11 protein-coding genes are annotated in these 14827 nt (G+C 63.9%); 7 read left to right on the top strand and 4 right to left on the bottom strand.

Features of this window, described 5'->3' with window-relative positions; all coding sequences use genetic code 11:
* Window positions 1-90: 90 nt before the first annotated feature.
* Window positions 91-732, top strand: a complete 642-nt coding sequence (locus FYB76_RS26265; protein ID WP_088754818.1) for a DedA family protein — start codon at window positions 91-93, stop codon at window positions 730-732.
* 87 nt (window positions 733-819) lie between these two features.
* Here FYB76_RS26265 and FYB76_RS26270 read toward each other — a convergent pair whose 3' ends face one another.
* A complete protein-coding gene (locus FYB76_RS26270; RefSeq protein ID WP_154135578.1) occupies window positions 820-1938 on the bottom strand; it encodes an NADH:flavin oxidoreductase/NADH oxidase in 1119 nt (372 codons plus the stop codon).
* Between the two features lie 97 nt (window positions 1939-2035).
* Window positions 2036-3877 (bottom strand): ABC transporter transmembrane domain-containing protein, encoded by a 1842-nt coding sequence (locus tag FYB76_RS26275; RefSeq protein WP_154135579.1) that lies wholly within the window; start codon window positions 3875-3877, stop codon window positions 2036-2038.
* A gap of 309 nt (window positions 3878-4186) precedes the next feature.
* Between FYB76_RS26275 and egtD the strand changes: the two genes are divergently transcribed.
* Both egtD and egtB read left to right on the top strand, forming a co-directional pair.
* Window positions 4187-5161 carry an L-histidine N(alpha)-methyltransferase gene (gene egtD, locus FYB76_RS26280; RefSeq protein ID WP_088754821.1) on the top strand — a complete coding sequence of 325 codons (975 nt, stop codon included), beginning with the start codon at window positions 4187-4189 and terminating at the stop codon, window positions 5159-5161.
* 59 nt (window positions 5162-5220) lie between these two features.
* The gene (gene egtB, locus FYB76_RS26285; protein ID WP_154135580.1) at window positions 5221-6600 is read left to right on the top strand and encodes an ergothioneine biosynthesis protein EgtB; all 1380 of its coding nucleotides are present in this window, start codon (window positions 5221-5223) and stop codon (window positions 6598-6600) included.
* Between the two features lie 52 nt (window positions 6601-6652).
* On the opposite strand, the gene FYB76_RS26290 is transcribed toward egtB, so the two are convergent.
* Together FYB76_RS26290 and leuA are read right to left on the bottom strand one after the other, a co-directional pair.
* Window positions 6653-8392: a methyl-accepting chemotaxis protein gene (locus tag FYB76_RS26290; protein WP_154135581.1), complete on the bottom strand. Its 1740-nt coding sequence runs from the start codon at window positions 8390-8392 to the stop codon at window positions 6653-6655.
* Window positions 8393-8727: 335 nt separating this feature from the next.
* Window positions 8728-10431 carry a 2-isopropylmalate synthase gene (gene leuA / locus FYB76_RS26295; protein ID WP_145604389.1) on the bottom strand — a complete coding sequence of 568 codons (1704 nt, stop codon included), beginning with the start codon at window positions 10429-10431 and terminating at the stop codon, window positions 8728-8730.
* A 786-nt stretch (window positions 10432-11217) separates the two neighbouring features.
* Here leuA and FYB76_RS26300 point away from each other — a divergent pair.
* From FYB76_RS26300 to FYB76_RS26315, 4 genes are all read left to right on the top strand, one after another.
* Window positions 11218-11859, top strand: a complete 642-nt coding sequence (locus FYB76_RS26300) for a paraquat-inducible protein A (protein WP_154135582.1) — start codon at window positions 11218-11220, stop codon at window positions 11857-11859.
* Window positions 11856-12617, top strand: a complete 762-nt coding sequence (locus tag FYB76_RS26305; RefSeq protein ID WP_154135583.1) for a paraquat-inducible protein A — start codon at window positions 11856-11858, stop codon at window positions 12615-12617. The genes FYB76_RS26300 and FYB76_RS26305 overlap by 4 nt, the downstream gene beginning before the upstream one ends.
* Window positions 12614-14242, top strand: a complete 1629-nt coding sequence (locus FYB76_RS26310) for an intermembrane transport protein PqiB (RefSeq protein ID WP_088754827.1) — start codon at window positions 12614-12616, stop codon at window positions 14240-14242. The genes FYB76_RS26305 and FYB76_RS26310 overlap by 4 nt, the downstream gene beginning before the upstream one ends.
* A partial coding sequence (locus tag FYB76_RS26315) for a PqiC family protein (RefSeq protein WP_154135584.1) occupies window positions 14239-14827 on the top strand: 589 nt, incomplete at its 3' end. The genes FYB76_RS26310 and FYB76_RS26315, both read left to right, overlap by 4 nt.

A 14827-nucleotide genomic window follows, 5' to 3' on the forward strand; every position in this document is an offset into this window, starting at 1 on the left:
GCTGTGGCACTGCATCAATTTTCGCGGGGGGACGGCGCGCTGTTGGTACAATGCCCACTTTTCGCCACCTTCCCTCTTTCACACAGGCTTATGGATATCCTTCTGTTCCTGGTCGATTTCATCGTCCACATCGACCGTCACCTGGCCGAACTGGCCGTTTCCTATGGACCCTGGCTGTTCCTGATCCTGTTCCTGATCATCTTCTGCGAAACCGGCCTGGTGGTCACGCCCATCCTGCCGGGCGATTCGCTGCTGTTCGTCACCGGCGCACTGGCCGCTACTGGCGCCTACGATATCCACCTGATGCTGTTGACCCTGATCGTGGCTGCCATCCTGGGCGACAGCACCAACTACCAGATCGGCAAGATGCTGGGCATCAAGGTGTTCGACAAGCCAAACTCGCGCATCTTCAAGAAGGAGTACCTGGAGAAGACCCATGCCTTCTTCGAAAAGCACGGCGGCAAGGCCATCATCATTGCCCGCTTCGCCCCCATCGTGCGCACCTTCGCGCCCTTCGTGGCGGGCGTGGGCGCGATGACCTATTCGCGCTTCTTCCTTTACAACGTCATCGGCGGCATCGCCTGGGTGGCCAGCTTCGGCTATGCCGGCTATTTCTTCGGCAACCTGCCCATCGTCAAGAAAAACCTGAGCCTGCTGATCGTGGCCATCGTGGTCCTGTCCATCCTGCCGGGCATCATCGAGTACTTCCGCCACAAGCGTCGTCCGGGCTGATTGCTCCACCGACGCCGAGGCAATAAAAAATGCCGGTCAGCGCAGAGCTGACCGGCATTTTTCTTTCGCGCTTCGGGTGGGAGCGGCTCAGTCCTGCTTGCTGCCGTATTGCACATCCGGACGCAACGGCGTCTTGCTGGACGCGGCCCGCACATATTGCGGCGGCCATGCCACGTCTTCGCGCAACTGCTGTGCGGCATGCAGCGGCCAGTAGGGATCGCGCAGCAGTTCGCGCGCCAGCAGCACCAGGTCGGCCTGGCCAGTGCGCAGCACGTGTTCGGCCTGGATCGCTTCGGTAATCATGCCGACCGTGCCGGTGGCGATACCGGTCTCGTTTTTCACACGCGCGGCAAAGCCGGTCTGGTAACCGGGGCCGACAGGGATGGCCGCCGAGGGCAGGTTACCGCCCGTGGAGACATCGACCAGATCGACACCCATGTCACGCAGGCGGGCCGAGAGGGCGACCGTATCATCGGCGTTCCAGCCGCCTTCGCTCCAGTCGGTGGCCGACAGGCGCACCAGCAGGGGCAGCTCGGCCGGCCAGACGGCGCGGGTGGCTTGCACCGTTTCCAGCAGGAAGCGAATGCGATTCTCAAAACTGCCGCCGTACTGGTCGGTGCGCCGGTTGCTCAGCGGCGAGAGGAACTGGTGGCCCAGGTAGCCGTGTGCACCGTGCAGTTCGATCACCTTGAAGCCGGCCGCCAGTGCGCGTTGCGCGGCATCGGCAAAGGCTTGGACCAGCGCGGCGATCTCGGCGACCGTCAAGGCGTGCGGTTCGGTATAGGTGGTGTCGAAGGGCAGGGCCGATGGCGCCTGCGGCAGCCAGCCCCCCTCGGCCACCGGGACGCTGCCGGCCGGGCCATCCCAGGGGCGCAGGGCGCTGGCCTTGCGGCCGGCATGCGCCAGCTGCACGCCCGGCACCGCGCCCTGCTGTTCGATGAAGCGGGTGATGCGGCGCAGGGGGGCAATGTGCTCATCCTTCCAGATACCGAGGTCGGCGCTGGTGATGCGGCCTTCCGGGACGACTGCCGTGGCCTCCATGATGACCAGGCCGGCCCCGCCCACGGCGCGGCTGCCAAGGTGCACCAGGTGCCAATCGTTGACGAAGCCGTCCTCGGCCGAGTACTGACACATCGGTGAGACGGCGATGCGGTTGGGCAAGGTGACCCCGCGCAGGGTCAGGGGCGAAAACAATTGACTGCTCATGCAAGAACTCCTGTCATGTCGTGGCATCCGGGAGATGCCGAGATGCGCAGTCTAGGGGATTTCCGGAAAATGCGTCGGCGGTCCCCGCTGTGTTCCCTCATTGCGTCTCGAACTGCAGCGCCGCCAGGCTGGCGTAGAGCCCATCGCGCGCCACCAGTTCGGCATGGGTGCCGGTCTCGACGATGCGCCCGTGTTCCAGCACGATGATGCGGTCGGCCCGCTGCACGGTGGCCAGCCGGTGCGCGATGACCAGCGTGGTGCGGCCGACCATGGCGGCTTCCAGGGCGCTTTGCACCAGCCGTTCGGATTCGGCATCCAGCGCGCTGGTGGCTTCATCCAGCAACAGCAGCGGCGGGTTCTTCAGCAATGCGCGGGCAATGGCGATGCGCTGGCGCTGGCCGCCGGAGAGACGCACGCCGCGTTCACCGAGGAAGCACTGGTAGCCGTCCGGCAGCCGTTCGATGAATTCATGGGCTGCGGCCATCTGGGCGGCGGCGATCACTTCGGCGTCGCTGGCACCGGGTCGGCCGAAGCGGATGTTTTCCATGGCATTGGCCGAGAAGATCACGGTGTCCTGCGGCACGATACCGATCGCATTGCGCAGGTCCTGCAGGGTCAGGTAGCGGATGTCCACGCCATCGAGCCGGATGCTGCCCTGCTGCGGGTCGTAGAAGCGCAGCAGCAGCTGGAACAGGGTGGTTTTGCCGGCTCCCGACGGGCCGACTACGGCCACCGTTTCTCCTGCACGCACGTCCAGCGAAAAGCCCGACAGCGAAGCGCTCCCGGGGCGCGAGGGATAGTGGAAGTCCAGCGCCTCGATCTGCAGTGCGGCACCGTTGGCGGTGCGCGGCGGCAATTTTTCCGGCAGCAGCACCGACTGCACCGGAGACTGGGCCGCCAGCAGGTCGAGCAGGCGTTCAGTGGCGCCGGCGGCACGCTGGGTATCGCCCATTACTTCCGAGAGTGCACCGAGCGAACCTGCGACCAGGGATGCGTAGAGGATGAACTGACCGAGCTCGCCCCCGCTCATGCTGCCTTGCATGACCGCATGCGCGCCCAGCCACAGCACGAAGACGATGGCGCCGAACACCAGCAGGATCGCCACCACCGTCAGCAGCGAACGCGCGCGGATGCGGTCCATGGCGGTCTGGAAGGCGCGCTCGACCGAGTCGCCGAAGCGGCGCGCCTCAATCTCTTCATGGGTGAAGGCTTGGACGGTCGGCATGGCGTTGAGGATCTCACCGGCCATGGCGGCGGCGTCGGCTACCCGGTCTTGCGAGGCGCGCGAGAGCTTGCGCACGCGGCGGCCGTAGAACACGATGGGCAGCACCACGGCGGCCAGCATGACGATGATGATGGAGGTCAGCTTGGCACTGGTAATGAAGAGCATGCTCATGCCGCCCAGGAACAGCAAGGCATTGCGCAGCGCCATCGAAATGCTGGTGCCCACCAGGGTCTGGATGAGCGTGGTGTCGGTGGTCAGGCGCGAGAGCACTTCGCCGGTCTTGGTGGTTTCGAAGAATTCGGGACTCTGCGTCACCACGTGGGCATAGACCGCGCTGCGCAGGTCGGCCGTGACGCGTTCGCCCAGCCAGGACACCATGTAGAAGCGCGCCGCCGTGGCCACTCCGAGCACGCAGGCCACGCCGAACAGGGCCACGAAATACAGGTTGATGTGGGTGGCGCTCTTGCTGCCGGCCGCCCCAAAGCCGAGGTCGATCATCTGCTTGAAGGCATAGGGTACCGCCAGCGTGGCGCCGGCCGCCACCAGCAGCGCCAGGCCGGCCAGCAGGAATTGCTTCTTGTAGGGGGCGAGGAAGGGGGCCAGTCCGCGCAGCGCCGCCAGGGCCGATTTGCGGGCGGTGGGCGAATCGGCGGCGGGCGTCACGTCAGCAGCAGGAGAGGCATTGCGGGGAGGAGTCGTGGATGACATGGACATGGATGAGCGGTTGAGACAGCCAGGTGAAGCGCGCCGTGCATGTTGCCACACGGCCAGTCGCTCTGCAGCGCAGGAAAATCTTGTTGCTGCGTTGAACCACCGGGCGGCTGCCTTAGTCGGAAGAGGCATAAGTATAGACAGTCCGCGCATTGAGCGCAGTTTGCGCACCCCGGCAATGTTGTTCGTCAGCCATTGCCTGCCTGCATCCCCCTGCTACATTATGCGGATTCGAGGGCATCAGCTCGACCGGAGCAGCGCAGCAGCAGGCATCAGCATCATCCCAACCCCATCACAGGCAAGGAGAATCGCTTGGCCCAACCCGCACTGATCCCCTCCCGCTGGGAGGACGCGCCAGACCAAGGCGCGCCGCAGGCCGAACTGCTGGCCGGGCTCGCCGCCCCCGAGGCAGTCATCTCTCCCAAGTACTTCTACGATCCGCTGGGCAGCAAGCTCTTCGAGGCCATCTGCGCCTTGCCCGAGTATTACCCCACCCGCACCGAAGCGGCCATCCATGCCACCCACCAGCAGGCCATTGCTGCCTCGGTGGGCCAGGGCTGTACGCTCATCGACCTGGGTGCGGGCAACTGTGCCAAGGCGGCCTCGCTGTTCGCGGCCTTGCAGCCGCGCCAGTATGTGCCGGTGGATATCTCCGCCGATTTCCTGCATCAGTCGGTGGCGGGTTTGCAGGAGCGCTTCCCGCAACTGCCCATGCTGCCGCTGGCCATGGATTTCTCGACCACGCTGGAACTGCCCGCTTCCGTCGATGGGCAGCGCCGCTTGTTCTTCTATCCCGGCTCTTCCCTGGGCAATTTCGATCCCCGGCAGGCACTGGCATTCCTGCGCCGCGTGCGCGCCGCCTTGCCGCCCGGAAAGGGCGATGGCGGCATCCTGATCGGTCTGGACCTGGTCAAGGATGTGCGGGTGCTGGAGGCGGCCTATGACGACGCCATCGGCGTGACCGCATCCTTCAACCTGAACGTGCTCAACCACGTCAACGCCTTGACCGGCGCCGATTTCAACCCCCGCGACTGGCGCCATGTGTCCTTCTACAACGCCCGCCAGCAGCGCATCGAAATGTATCTGGAAGCGCGGCGCGACCTGATCGTGCGCTGGCCGGATGGGCGTCGCACCTTCCGCCAGGGCGAGCGCATCCATACCGAATACAGCCACAAATTCACCGAGCAGGACATTCTCGGCCTGCTGGAGCAAGCCGGGTTCGGCAACTGCCGCATGTGGTTCGACCAGCGGCGCTGGTTTGCGGTCTGCCATGCGCAGGCGCGCTGAGAGCCGCTGCCGTTGCTGGATGCGCGATCACTGATTCACCGATATTTGCAGGAGACCGGATGCCTTCCGTCATCACCCACGCCCCCGACGCCATGCAGGATGAAGAGCAGAACATCGGCCCCATGGCAGTGGTGGCAGCCGCCACGGCGGCCACCATCGATGCCGTCATCGATGCCGCCGTGCAGCAGGTCAACCACCGTCCGCGCGAGCGCCTGGGGGGCCGCTACCGGCGGCTGCGCCGGCAGTCGCTGCTCATTGCCGAACCGCTGTCGGCGGAGGATTGCTGCGTGCAGGCCATGCCCGACGCCAGTCCCATCAAATGGCACCTGGCGCATACCACCTGGTTCTTCGAGACCTTTTTGCTGGAACGTTTCCAGAGTGGTTTCACGCCCTTCCATCCGCAGTTCCGCATGCTCTTCAATTCGTATTACGAAGGGGTAGGGGAGAAATTCCCGCGCCCGCAGCGCGGCCTGCTCACGCGTCCTTCACTGGAGGAGGTGCTGGCTTACCGCGAGCAGGTCGATGCGCGCATGCTGCTGCTGATCGATGCGCTGGAGGCGGATGCGCATGCAGACGCCGGGGGGGGCGGCAGCGAACACCCGCAACTGGCCGACTTCCTGTCCCTGCTGGAATTGGGCATGCAACACGAGCAGCAGCACCAGGAGCTGATGCTCACCGACATCAAGGTGCTGCTGTCGATGAACCCGCTGCAGCCCGCTTACCAGCCGCTGCCGATGAGCTTGCGGCTGGATGATCCGGCTGAGCTGGATTTGCAGTGGCATCGTATCGAAGCGGGCGTGGTCGAGATCGGCCACGCTGGCAACGGCTTCTGTTTCGACAACGAGACACCGCGCCATCGCCAGTTCGTCGAGGCTTACCAGTGTGCTTCGCGTCTGGTGAACAATGCCGAATACCTGGCCTTCGTCGAGGCTGGCGGCTATGAGGATGCCGGACTGTGGCTCTCCGAAGGCTGGGAGTGGAAGAAGCGGGAGGGCCTGTCGCATCCGCTGTACTGGCGCCGGGGCAGCGAAGGAAGGTGGCAGGAATTCACCGAGTACGGTGTGCAGCCGTTGCAGCCGCATCGCGCCGCCGTTCACCTCTCGTATTACGAGGCCGACGCGTACGCCCGCTGGGCTGGCGCGCGCCTGCTGACCGAAGCCGAATGGGAACATGCCGCGGCTCGCCTGCAGGGAGGCGGACGTGAATTCTTTGGCGTCGCCTGGCAATGGACCAGCAGCAGCTATGCCCCGTATCCGGGCTTCACGGCCGCCGCCGGTGCGGTAGGTGAATACAATGGCAAATTCATGGTCAACCAGTACGTGTTGCGGGGGTCCTCGTCGGCCACGCCGCTGAACCACGCACGGCTGACCTATCGGAACTTCTTCCCCGCCACTGCGCGCTGGCAGGTCAGCGGTATCCGCCTGGCCCGCCAGGGCTGATCGTCTTCGGCCCTGCAGCCCGGGGCCGTCAGCGACCCTGGGCGGCAACGGCTCAGAAGGTCTCCCACTCTTCCGATTTGTCTTCCTTGGTGCTGGCCGGCAGCGCGCGCGGCGCCGGCGTGGCAGGCGCAGCACGCACTGCCTGCGGCTTGGCGGCAGCGGGTTTGCCAGGCAGGGCTGATGCTGGTGCCGATGCAGCTGCGCGCAGGGGGGCAGTGCGCAGTGCCGGCGAGGGCGCTGCGCCCACATCATCGAGACGGAACACGCTCACCAGTTCCAGCAGGCGCTGTGCCTGATCCTGCAGCGCCTGTGCGGCGGCTGCGGCTTCTTCCACCAGGGCGGCGTTCTGCTGGGTGGTGTTGTCCATCTGCATGATGGCCTGGTTGACCTGTTCGATGCCATCGCTTTGCTCGCGCGTGGCAGCCGAGATCTCACCGACGATGTGGCTGACCTGCTCGATGCTCTGCACGACCTCATCCATGGTGCTGCCGGCCTGGGCGACCAGCTCGGTGCCGGCCGTGACCTGGCCGACGGAGTCATTGATGAGCTCCTTGATTTCCTTGGCGGCGGTCGCCGAACGTTGCGCCAGGCCGCGCACTTCCGATGCCACCACTGCGAAGCCGCGTCCCTGTTCGCCGGCGCGGGCCGCTTCCACGGCGGCATTCAAGGCCAGGATGTTGGTCTGGAAGGCGATGCCATCGATGACCGAGATGATGTCCACGATCTTGCGCGATGAGTCGTTGATGGCGCCCATGGTCTGCACCACCTGCTTGACGGCCTCGCCACCCTGGTTGGCCACCTGCGTGGCATTGCCGGCCAGCTCGCTGGACTTGCGGGTGTGGTCGGCATTCTGCTTGACGCTGGAGGTCAGCTGTTCCAGCGAGGAGGCGGTTTCTTCCAGGGCGCTGGCCTGTTCTTCGGTGCGCGAGGACAAATCGAGGTTGCCGGTAGCGATCTGGGTTGAAGCGGTGACCATGGAGTCGGTGCCACGCCGCACTTCCAGCACGATGGCCTTGAGCTTCTGGTTCATGGCTGCCAGGGCTTGCAGGAGGCGTCCGGTCTCATCGGTGGAATGGGCGTCAATGACGGCGGTCAGGTCCCCGGCGGCGACGGTCTCTGCCACTGCCACCGCGCGGCTCAGCGGGCGGGTGATGCTGCGCGAAATGGTCCATGCGATGAAGGCGGCGAAGAGTGCCGAGACGATGCCGGCCACCAGCATGATGTTGCGCGTGGTGGTGTAAGTGGCTTCGGCATCCTCAACTGACTGGTCCATCAGCTTCTGCTGCATGTTGGAGAGATCATCGAGCTGGCCGAAATACACCTTTTGCAGTGGCACCATCTTTTCCAGCATCAGCTTGATGGCCGTATCTCTATCCCCAGTAGTGGCGAGCCGTTCGATCTCCCTGCGCAGGGCCGCGTAGCTCTTGCGGGTTTCGGTGACCTTGTCGAATTTGGCACGGGCCTCCGGATTGGCAATCAGGCGCCCCAGTTCATCGTAGAGCTTGGTGTTCTCTGCAGAGAGCTCATCAATGAGCTTCTGCTCATTGGCAACCTGCGCCGGATCGGTCATCAGCAACCGGTTGCGCAGCGAGATGGCGACATCATCCACCTTGCCGGATATGCTGTTGATGATGTTGATTTTCTTGTAGCGGTCATTGACCACCAGATCCAGTGCCTTGTTGATGTCACCCAGGCGCGCCAGGCTCAGTGTGACGATGGCAGCGATCACCACGATCAAGGCCAAGAATCCGATGGCCAGACGTGTAGAAATGTTGAAGTTGTTGAAGCGCATGATTTTCCCCCCGAAAAATGTGGCTGCGGCTTGCTTGTATTGGGGCCGGGACGCGCGGCCTTGAACTGGTGTGACGACCAGAAAATCTATCATAAGCCAGTTACGTTCATTGAGGACGTTTGACTCAAGCAAATTCTGCAGAATTGTCCGGCGTCAAGAAAAGGCGCGGCGGGCGCGGGTTTCCGCGCGTCAACGTGGTGGGCAGGCCACAATGGCAGGAGGACAAGATCAACGGCTGAGCTTGGTGCAAGCGCCAAGCCGTTAACGCAACAACGCCGCCCGGTAGGGCGGCGTCGGGTTCAGGAACTGGCCGGGATCGCCGGCCGGATTCCGTTTCAGGCAGCCTTGGCCTGTGCGGAGCCAGCCTGGTTGGCGCTCTCGCTGATGGCGATCTGGCGGTTCACGGCAGACAGCACGGCCTTGAAGGAGGCAGTCACGATGTTGGCATCGATGCCAACACCGAAACCGGTCGGCGCTTCGTTCAGGCGCAGCTCGATGTAGCTGGCGGCCTTGGCGTCGGCACCGGCGCCGATGGCGTGTTCATGGAAGTCCATCAGCTTGATGTCCAGGCCCAGTGCGTGCACGAAGGCATCGATGGGACCGTTGCCGCTGCCGCGCACGGTGACCGGCTGGCCATTGCGCACGATGTCGACTTCGATGTTGATGGACTCGGCCTTGGCGGTGTCTTCCGACATGCGGTGCGCGCGATAGACGTAGGGTTCGACGCGCTCCAGGTATTCACGCTGGAAGATGGCGTGGATGTCGGAGGCGGCGATTTCCTTGCCGGTGGCATCGGCCTCGCGCTGGATGGCGCGCGAGAACTCGATCTGCAGACGGCGCGGCAGGGCCAGGCCGTATTCCTGTTCCAGCAGGTAGGCCATGCCGCCCTTGCCGGACTGGCTGTTGACGCGGATGACGGCATCGTAGCTGCGGCCCAGGTCGGCCGGGTCGATCGGCAGGTAGGGCACTTCCCAGATGGCGTCGGGCTGCTGCTTGGCGAAGCCCTTCTTGATGGCATCCTGGTGCGAGCCGGAGAAGGCCGTGAAGACCAGGTCGCCGACATACGGGTGGCGCGGGTGAACGGGGATCTGGTTGCACTCTTCCACGACCTGGCGCACCACGTCGATGTCGGAGAAGTCCAGGCCCGGGTTCACGCCCTGGGTGTACAGGTTCAATGCCAGCGTGACCAGGTCGACGTTGCCGGTGCGCTCGCCGTTGCCGAACAGGCAGCCTTCGACGCGATCGGCGCCGGCCATCACGGCCAGTTCGGCCGAGGCCACGGCGGTACCACGGTCATTGTGCGGGTGCACCGAGATGATGGCGCTGTCACGATGCTTCAGGTTGCGGCACATCCATTCGATCTGGTCAGCATAGACGTTGGGGGTGGCGCACTCCACGGTGGAGGGCAGGTTCAGGATGATCTTGCGCTGCGGGGTGGCACCCCAGGTTTCACAGACGGCATCGCAGATCTCCTTGGAGAAATCCAGTTCGGTGGTGCTGAAGGATTCCGGCGAGTATTCGAAGCGCCATTCGGTGCCCGGGCGCGCATCGGTCAGTTCCTTGACCAGGCGGGTGCCGGTGACGGCGATGTTCTTGATCTCCTCGCGCGACATGTTGAAGACGATCTTGCGGAAGGCCGGGGCCACCGAGTTGTACAGGTGGACGATGGCCTTCTTGGCGCCTTCCAGCGATTCGACGGTGCGGCGGATCAGTTCTTCGCGCGACTGGGTCAGCACGATGATGGTGACATCATCGGGAATGCGGTTCTCGACGATGAGCTTGCGCACGAAATCGAAATCGGTCTGCGAGGCGGAGGGGAAGCCGACTTCGATTTCCTTGAGGCCAGTCTTCAACAGCAGTTCGAAGAAGCGCAGCTTGCGCTCGGCGTTCATCGGTTCGATCAGGGCCTGGTTGCCATCGCGCAGGTCGGTGCTCATCCAGATCGGCGGCGTGTCGATGACCTTGCTGGGCCAGGTGCGGTCGGGCAGGTCGATGGCGGGGAAGGGACGGTATTTGGCGGCGGGGTTGCTTAACATCATGATGGACCTCTTGGTTTCCGGATGGCGTGGAATGCTTCAGTTCATTCAGTTCAATTACTGGAATGCTTCAGTGCGTCAGATGTGGCGGATCGGGTTGCCTGGCTGCCACGAGCGCGTGGCCAGGCAACCCTTCATAGAGCCAGAGGCGGCATCTCCCGCAGCGCGCGGCCAGCCTGCAAGGGCTGCGTGCGCTGGTTGCGGATTGTGCGGATCATCGAATGCATATGCTTCGCCTGGTGGGCGGCGACGCCAGCTCCCATTATGGATAGCCCGTCACTGCCTGGTTGTACTGCCGGATGCTGCTGGATTTTTTGGAGTTGCCGGATCGCGTGGAGTCAGCGGAAACGGCAGGAACTACGGATTTTAGCGCGAGGCTAGTAGTAGCGACACCGATAGCAACGCTAGCAGGGCGCTGGCGCTGTTGTGGCGGATGGAAGTGATTGCTGCGGAAGTCATCCGTGCAATGTAGAAGATCGGGCTGGCGTCTGTCAAGGGCTATCTTTTTTGCAAACGTAAAAGAAGAGCGCATTCCAACAATTTCGTTGCTAGAATCGTCTTGTTAATAACCGGCCGGTCATTTATTTTTATTGCTGGCGCATCAATTCCTTGTGAGGATGGAACGCTGCCGGGTGAAAATGCTCCAAAACAAGCGCTGCAGTGGTCCTTTTTCAATATCAATAGCAGGCTCACTTGTCGTACCGGCACCAGCGCCTGCCACGAACAACAAACAAAGTAGGGCGACGCTTCTGCCACCCCGGGAGCGCATCGCCAGAACCCTGATCATCCATGCAAAAACGCACCGACCTCATCGTTTGCGAAGAATGCGACGCCGTCTACCAGCGCATGACGCTAGGCGAGCGCGAGATTGCCCGCTGCCTGCGCTGTGGCGCCGAGCTGGAGCGCGATACCGGCCGCCGCCTGCAGCACCTGCTGCCGCTGACCATCGGGGCGCTGATCCTGTTCGTGATTGCCAATACCTTCCCGATTGTCACCATCGAGCTGCAGGGCTTGTCCAGCCAGACCACGCTGATCGGTGCGGTGGTGGCATTGACCCGCGATGGCATGTCCGAAGTGGCGCTGCTGGTGCTGGCCACGACCTTGCTGTTCCCGCTCATCCAGCTCGGTGTGCTGCTTTACCTGTTGCTGCCCGGAGCACGCGATGCCCGGCCACCCGGCTTCGTGCTGCTGGTGCGGCTGATGCAGGCGGCCCGCCCCTGGGGCATGATCGAAGTCTTCATGCTGGGCGTGCTGGTAGCGCTCATCAAGCTCTCCAACATGGCCGAGGTGATCCCCGGTCCGGCACTATGGTCCTTCGGCGGATTGACGGTGCTGCTGACGGTCGTGGTGTCCTTCAATCCGCGCTACCTGTGGCACCTGTGGGAACAGCAGCAAGCCGAGCAATACGGTGACAAGGAGGCTGGTGCATGAGCCTCTTCAAGCGCCAGGCCGCCCCGCATGCGCCCGACATCACCCAGGAGCCGGATGAAGACCTGCACGTGCAGGATGCCGCGTCCCTGGGCGTGATCGGCTGCCATCACTGCGGCACCGTGTGGGAAGACGCCCAGCCCCATCAACCCTGCGGCGTGTGCCACGCACCCCTGCACGTGCGCAGAATCGACAGCCTCACGCGTACCTGGGCGCTCCTCATTGCCGCCTGCATCATGTACATCCCGGCCAACATGATGCCGGTGATGGTCACCAGCACCTTGTTCGATGAGCAGCGCGACACCATCCTCTCCGGCGTCATCTATTTCTGGACCTCCGGCGAATGGGGCCTGGCGCTGGTGGTATTCGTGGCCAGCTTCCTGGTGCCGCTGTTCAAGCTGGTGGCGCTGGGCATCCTGGTGTTCTCGGCCCGCCGTCGCAGCCGCTGGCGCCGCCTGCAACGCGCCAAACTGTATCGCGTGGTCGAAGCCATCGGACGCTGGTCCATGCTGGACGTCTTCGTCGTCTCGGTATTGACCGGGCTGGTCAAGATCCACGGGTTTGCCAACATCCACGCCGGCATCGGCATCGCCGCCTTCGGTGCGGTGGTGGTGCTGACCATGCTGGCCTCGCTGGCCTTCGATCCGCGCCTGATCTGGGATGAGCGCGTAATCGATCCGTTATCGGACGCCCCGAGCAAGCCTCACCCAGGACCAGTTTCTCCCCATGACAACGCCAACAAGCCACAGGAAACCGCATGACTCCACCCGACCATTCCGATGACAAACCGGCGCTGTTGCAGCCGCGCCGCGCACGCCAGCGCAACTGGCTGCCCTCGCTGGTGTGGCTCATTCCCATCGTTGCCGCCATCGTCGGCCTGACCCTGGTGGCCAAGATCCTGGTCGAGCGTGGCCCGGTGGTGACCGTCAGCTTCCGCTCCGCTGAAGGACTGGAAGCCGGCAAGACCAAGGTGAAATACAAGGATGTCGAAATCGGCCAGGTGCAGAGCCTGAAGCTGGCGGCCGACCGTTCGCACGTGCTGGTCGGTATCCAGTTGAACCAGGATGCCTCCGGCTTCAATGCCGAAGACACGCGCTTCTGGGTGGTCCGTCCACGCATTGCCGCCTCCGGTATTTCGGGATTGGGCACCTTGCTCTCCGGTGCCTACATCGGTGCCGATGCCGGTGCTTCGGAAGAGACCAAGAAGAACTTCGTCGGCCTGGAGCAGCCTCCCATCGTCACCCGCGATGCCTCGGGGCGGCAGTTCGTGCTGCATACCGATGACCTCGGTTCGCTCGATATCGGGTCTCCCATTTTCTATCGCCGCATCAAGGTCGGGCAGGTGGTCGCCTATGACCTCGACAGCGATGGCCGGGGCGTGACGCTGCGCATCTTCGTCAATGCACCCTACGACAAATTCGTCACCCAGGCCTCGCGCTTCTGGCATGCCAGCGGCTTCGACATGGAACTCAACGCCAGCGGCTTCAAGCTGCATACGCAGGCGCTGTCGACGGTGGTGCTGGGCGGCATTGCCTTCCGCGACCGTGATGAAGAGCGCGTGAGTCCGCCGGCCAAGGAGGGCAGCGAATATGCGCTGGTGGAAGACGAAAGTGCGGCCATGAAGGAACCGGACGGCGTGCCGCAGACCGCATTGCTGTATTTCGACCAGTCGCTGCGCGGCCTGCAACCGGGCGCCACCGTGGACTTCCGCGGCGTGGTGCTGGGTGAGGTCAAGAGCATCGGGGTGGAATACGACAAGGCACGCGGCGAATTCCGCATGCCGGTGCTGATCCAGATCTATCCGGATCGTTTGGGCCGTCGCTTCCACGAAGAGACCGGCGAACAGCGCCGTTCCAACGCACAGTTGCTGCGCATGCTGGTCAAGCGCGGCATGCGTGCCCAGCTGCGCAACGGCAACCTGTTGACCGGCCAGCTGTACGTGGCGATCGATTTCTTCCCCAAGGCCAAGCCGGCGCAGATTGATCCGGACAAGGTCCCGCTGGAACTGCCGACCATCCCGGGCAGCCTGGATGAATTGCAGCAGCAGCTCTCCGACATTGCCGGCAAGCTCTCCAAGGTGCCGTTCGACGAGATCGGCCGCGACCTGCAGACCACGCTCAAGACCTTGAACAAGACCTTGACCACGGCCGAGCAGACGGCAGCCCGCATCAACAACGACATCGCACCCGAGATGCAGGCCGCGATGAAGGATGCGCGCAAGACCTTGAATGCGGCCGAGCGCACGCTCTCGGATGACGCGCCGCTGCAGTCCGATATCCGCCAGACCATGCAGGAACTGAGCAAGGCTGCGGCCTCGATCCGTATCCTCACCGATTACCTGCAACAGCATCCGGAATCGCTGATCCGGGGCAAACAGGAGCCATGATGCACGACAAGACTTCGTTCTCCCTCAAGACCCTGGCGGCGGCCGCACTGGCCGCAGCATTGCTGGCCGCCTGCGGCAGTTCGCCGCCGACGCAGTTCTACACGCTGGCGGTACCGGCCGATGGTGCCGCCGCCCGCACGGCCAGCCAGGGACCGCAGACCTTCATCGAGGTGATGCCGGTGTCGGTGCCGGATCGCCTGGCGCGGCCGCAACTGGTGGTGCGCAGCGATGCCACCCGGGTGGAGGTCTTGGAGCAGGACCGCTGGTCCTCGCCCTTCAACAATGAGTTGCGCGATGCGCTGGCCGCTGGCGTGGCCGCAAGGCTGGGAGCCATCGACGTCTCGCGCGGCGGCCGGCCGGCGGACCAGGCCAGCTATCGCATCAACGTGGAATTGCGCGATTTCGACGCAGCCCGCAACGGCCAGGTCCAGGCCAGCCTTGGCTGGACCATCACGCGCTCGGATGACCGTCGCGGCGGGGCCTGCCGCCTGACCGTGGTGGAGCCGGTGGGTGGCGGTGCCAATGCCGACGTCGTCGCGGCCACGCAGAAGGCAGTGGGGCGGGCGGTGCAGGCGATTGCCGATA

It is taken from the genome of Herbaspirillum sp. CAH-3 (genome assembly GCF_009668275.1).
Classification (GTDB): Bacteria; Pseudomonadota; Gammaproteobacteria; order Burkholderiales; family Burkholderiaceae_D; genus Herbaspirillum; species Herbaspirillum aquaticum.

Coding starts and splice junctions, on each gene's coding strand:
- FYB76_RS26290 (WP_154135581.1), bottom strand. CDS start 8,392: ATGCGCTTCAACAACTTCAACATTTCTACACGTCTGGCCATCGGATTC.
- leuA (WP_145604389.1), bottom strand. CDS start 10,431: ATGATGTTAAGCAACCCCGCCGCCAAATACCGTCCCTTCCCCGCCATC.
- FYB76_RS26310 (WP_088754827.1), top strand. CDS start 12,614: ATGACTCCACCCGACCATTCCGATGACAAACCGGCGCTGTTGCAGCCG.
- egtB (WP_154135580.1), top strand. CDS start 5,221: ATGCCTTCCGTCATCACCCACGCCCCCGACGCCATGCAGGATGAAGAG.
- FYB76_RS26305 (WP_154135583.1), top strand. CDS start 11,856: ATGAGCCTCTTCAAGCGCCAGGCCGCCCCGCATGCGCCCGACATCACC.
- FYB76_RS26275 (WP_154135579.1), bottom strand. CDS start 3,877: ATGTCCATGTCATCCACGACTCCTCCCCGCAATGCCTCTCCTGCTGCT.
- FYB76_RS26300 (WP_154135582.1), top strand. CDS start 11,218: ATGCAAAAACGCACCGACCTCATCGTTTGCGAAGAATGCGACGCCGTC.
- FYB76_RS26265 (WP_088754818.1), top strand. CDS start 91: ATGGATATCCTTCTGTTCCTGGTCGATTTCATCGTCCACATCGACCGT.
- FYB76_RS26270 (WP_154135578.1), bottom strand. CDS start 1,938: ATGAGCAGTCAATTGTTTTCGCCCCTGACCCTGCGCGGGGTCACCTTG.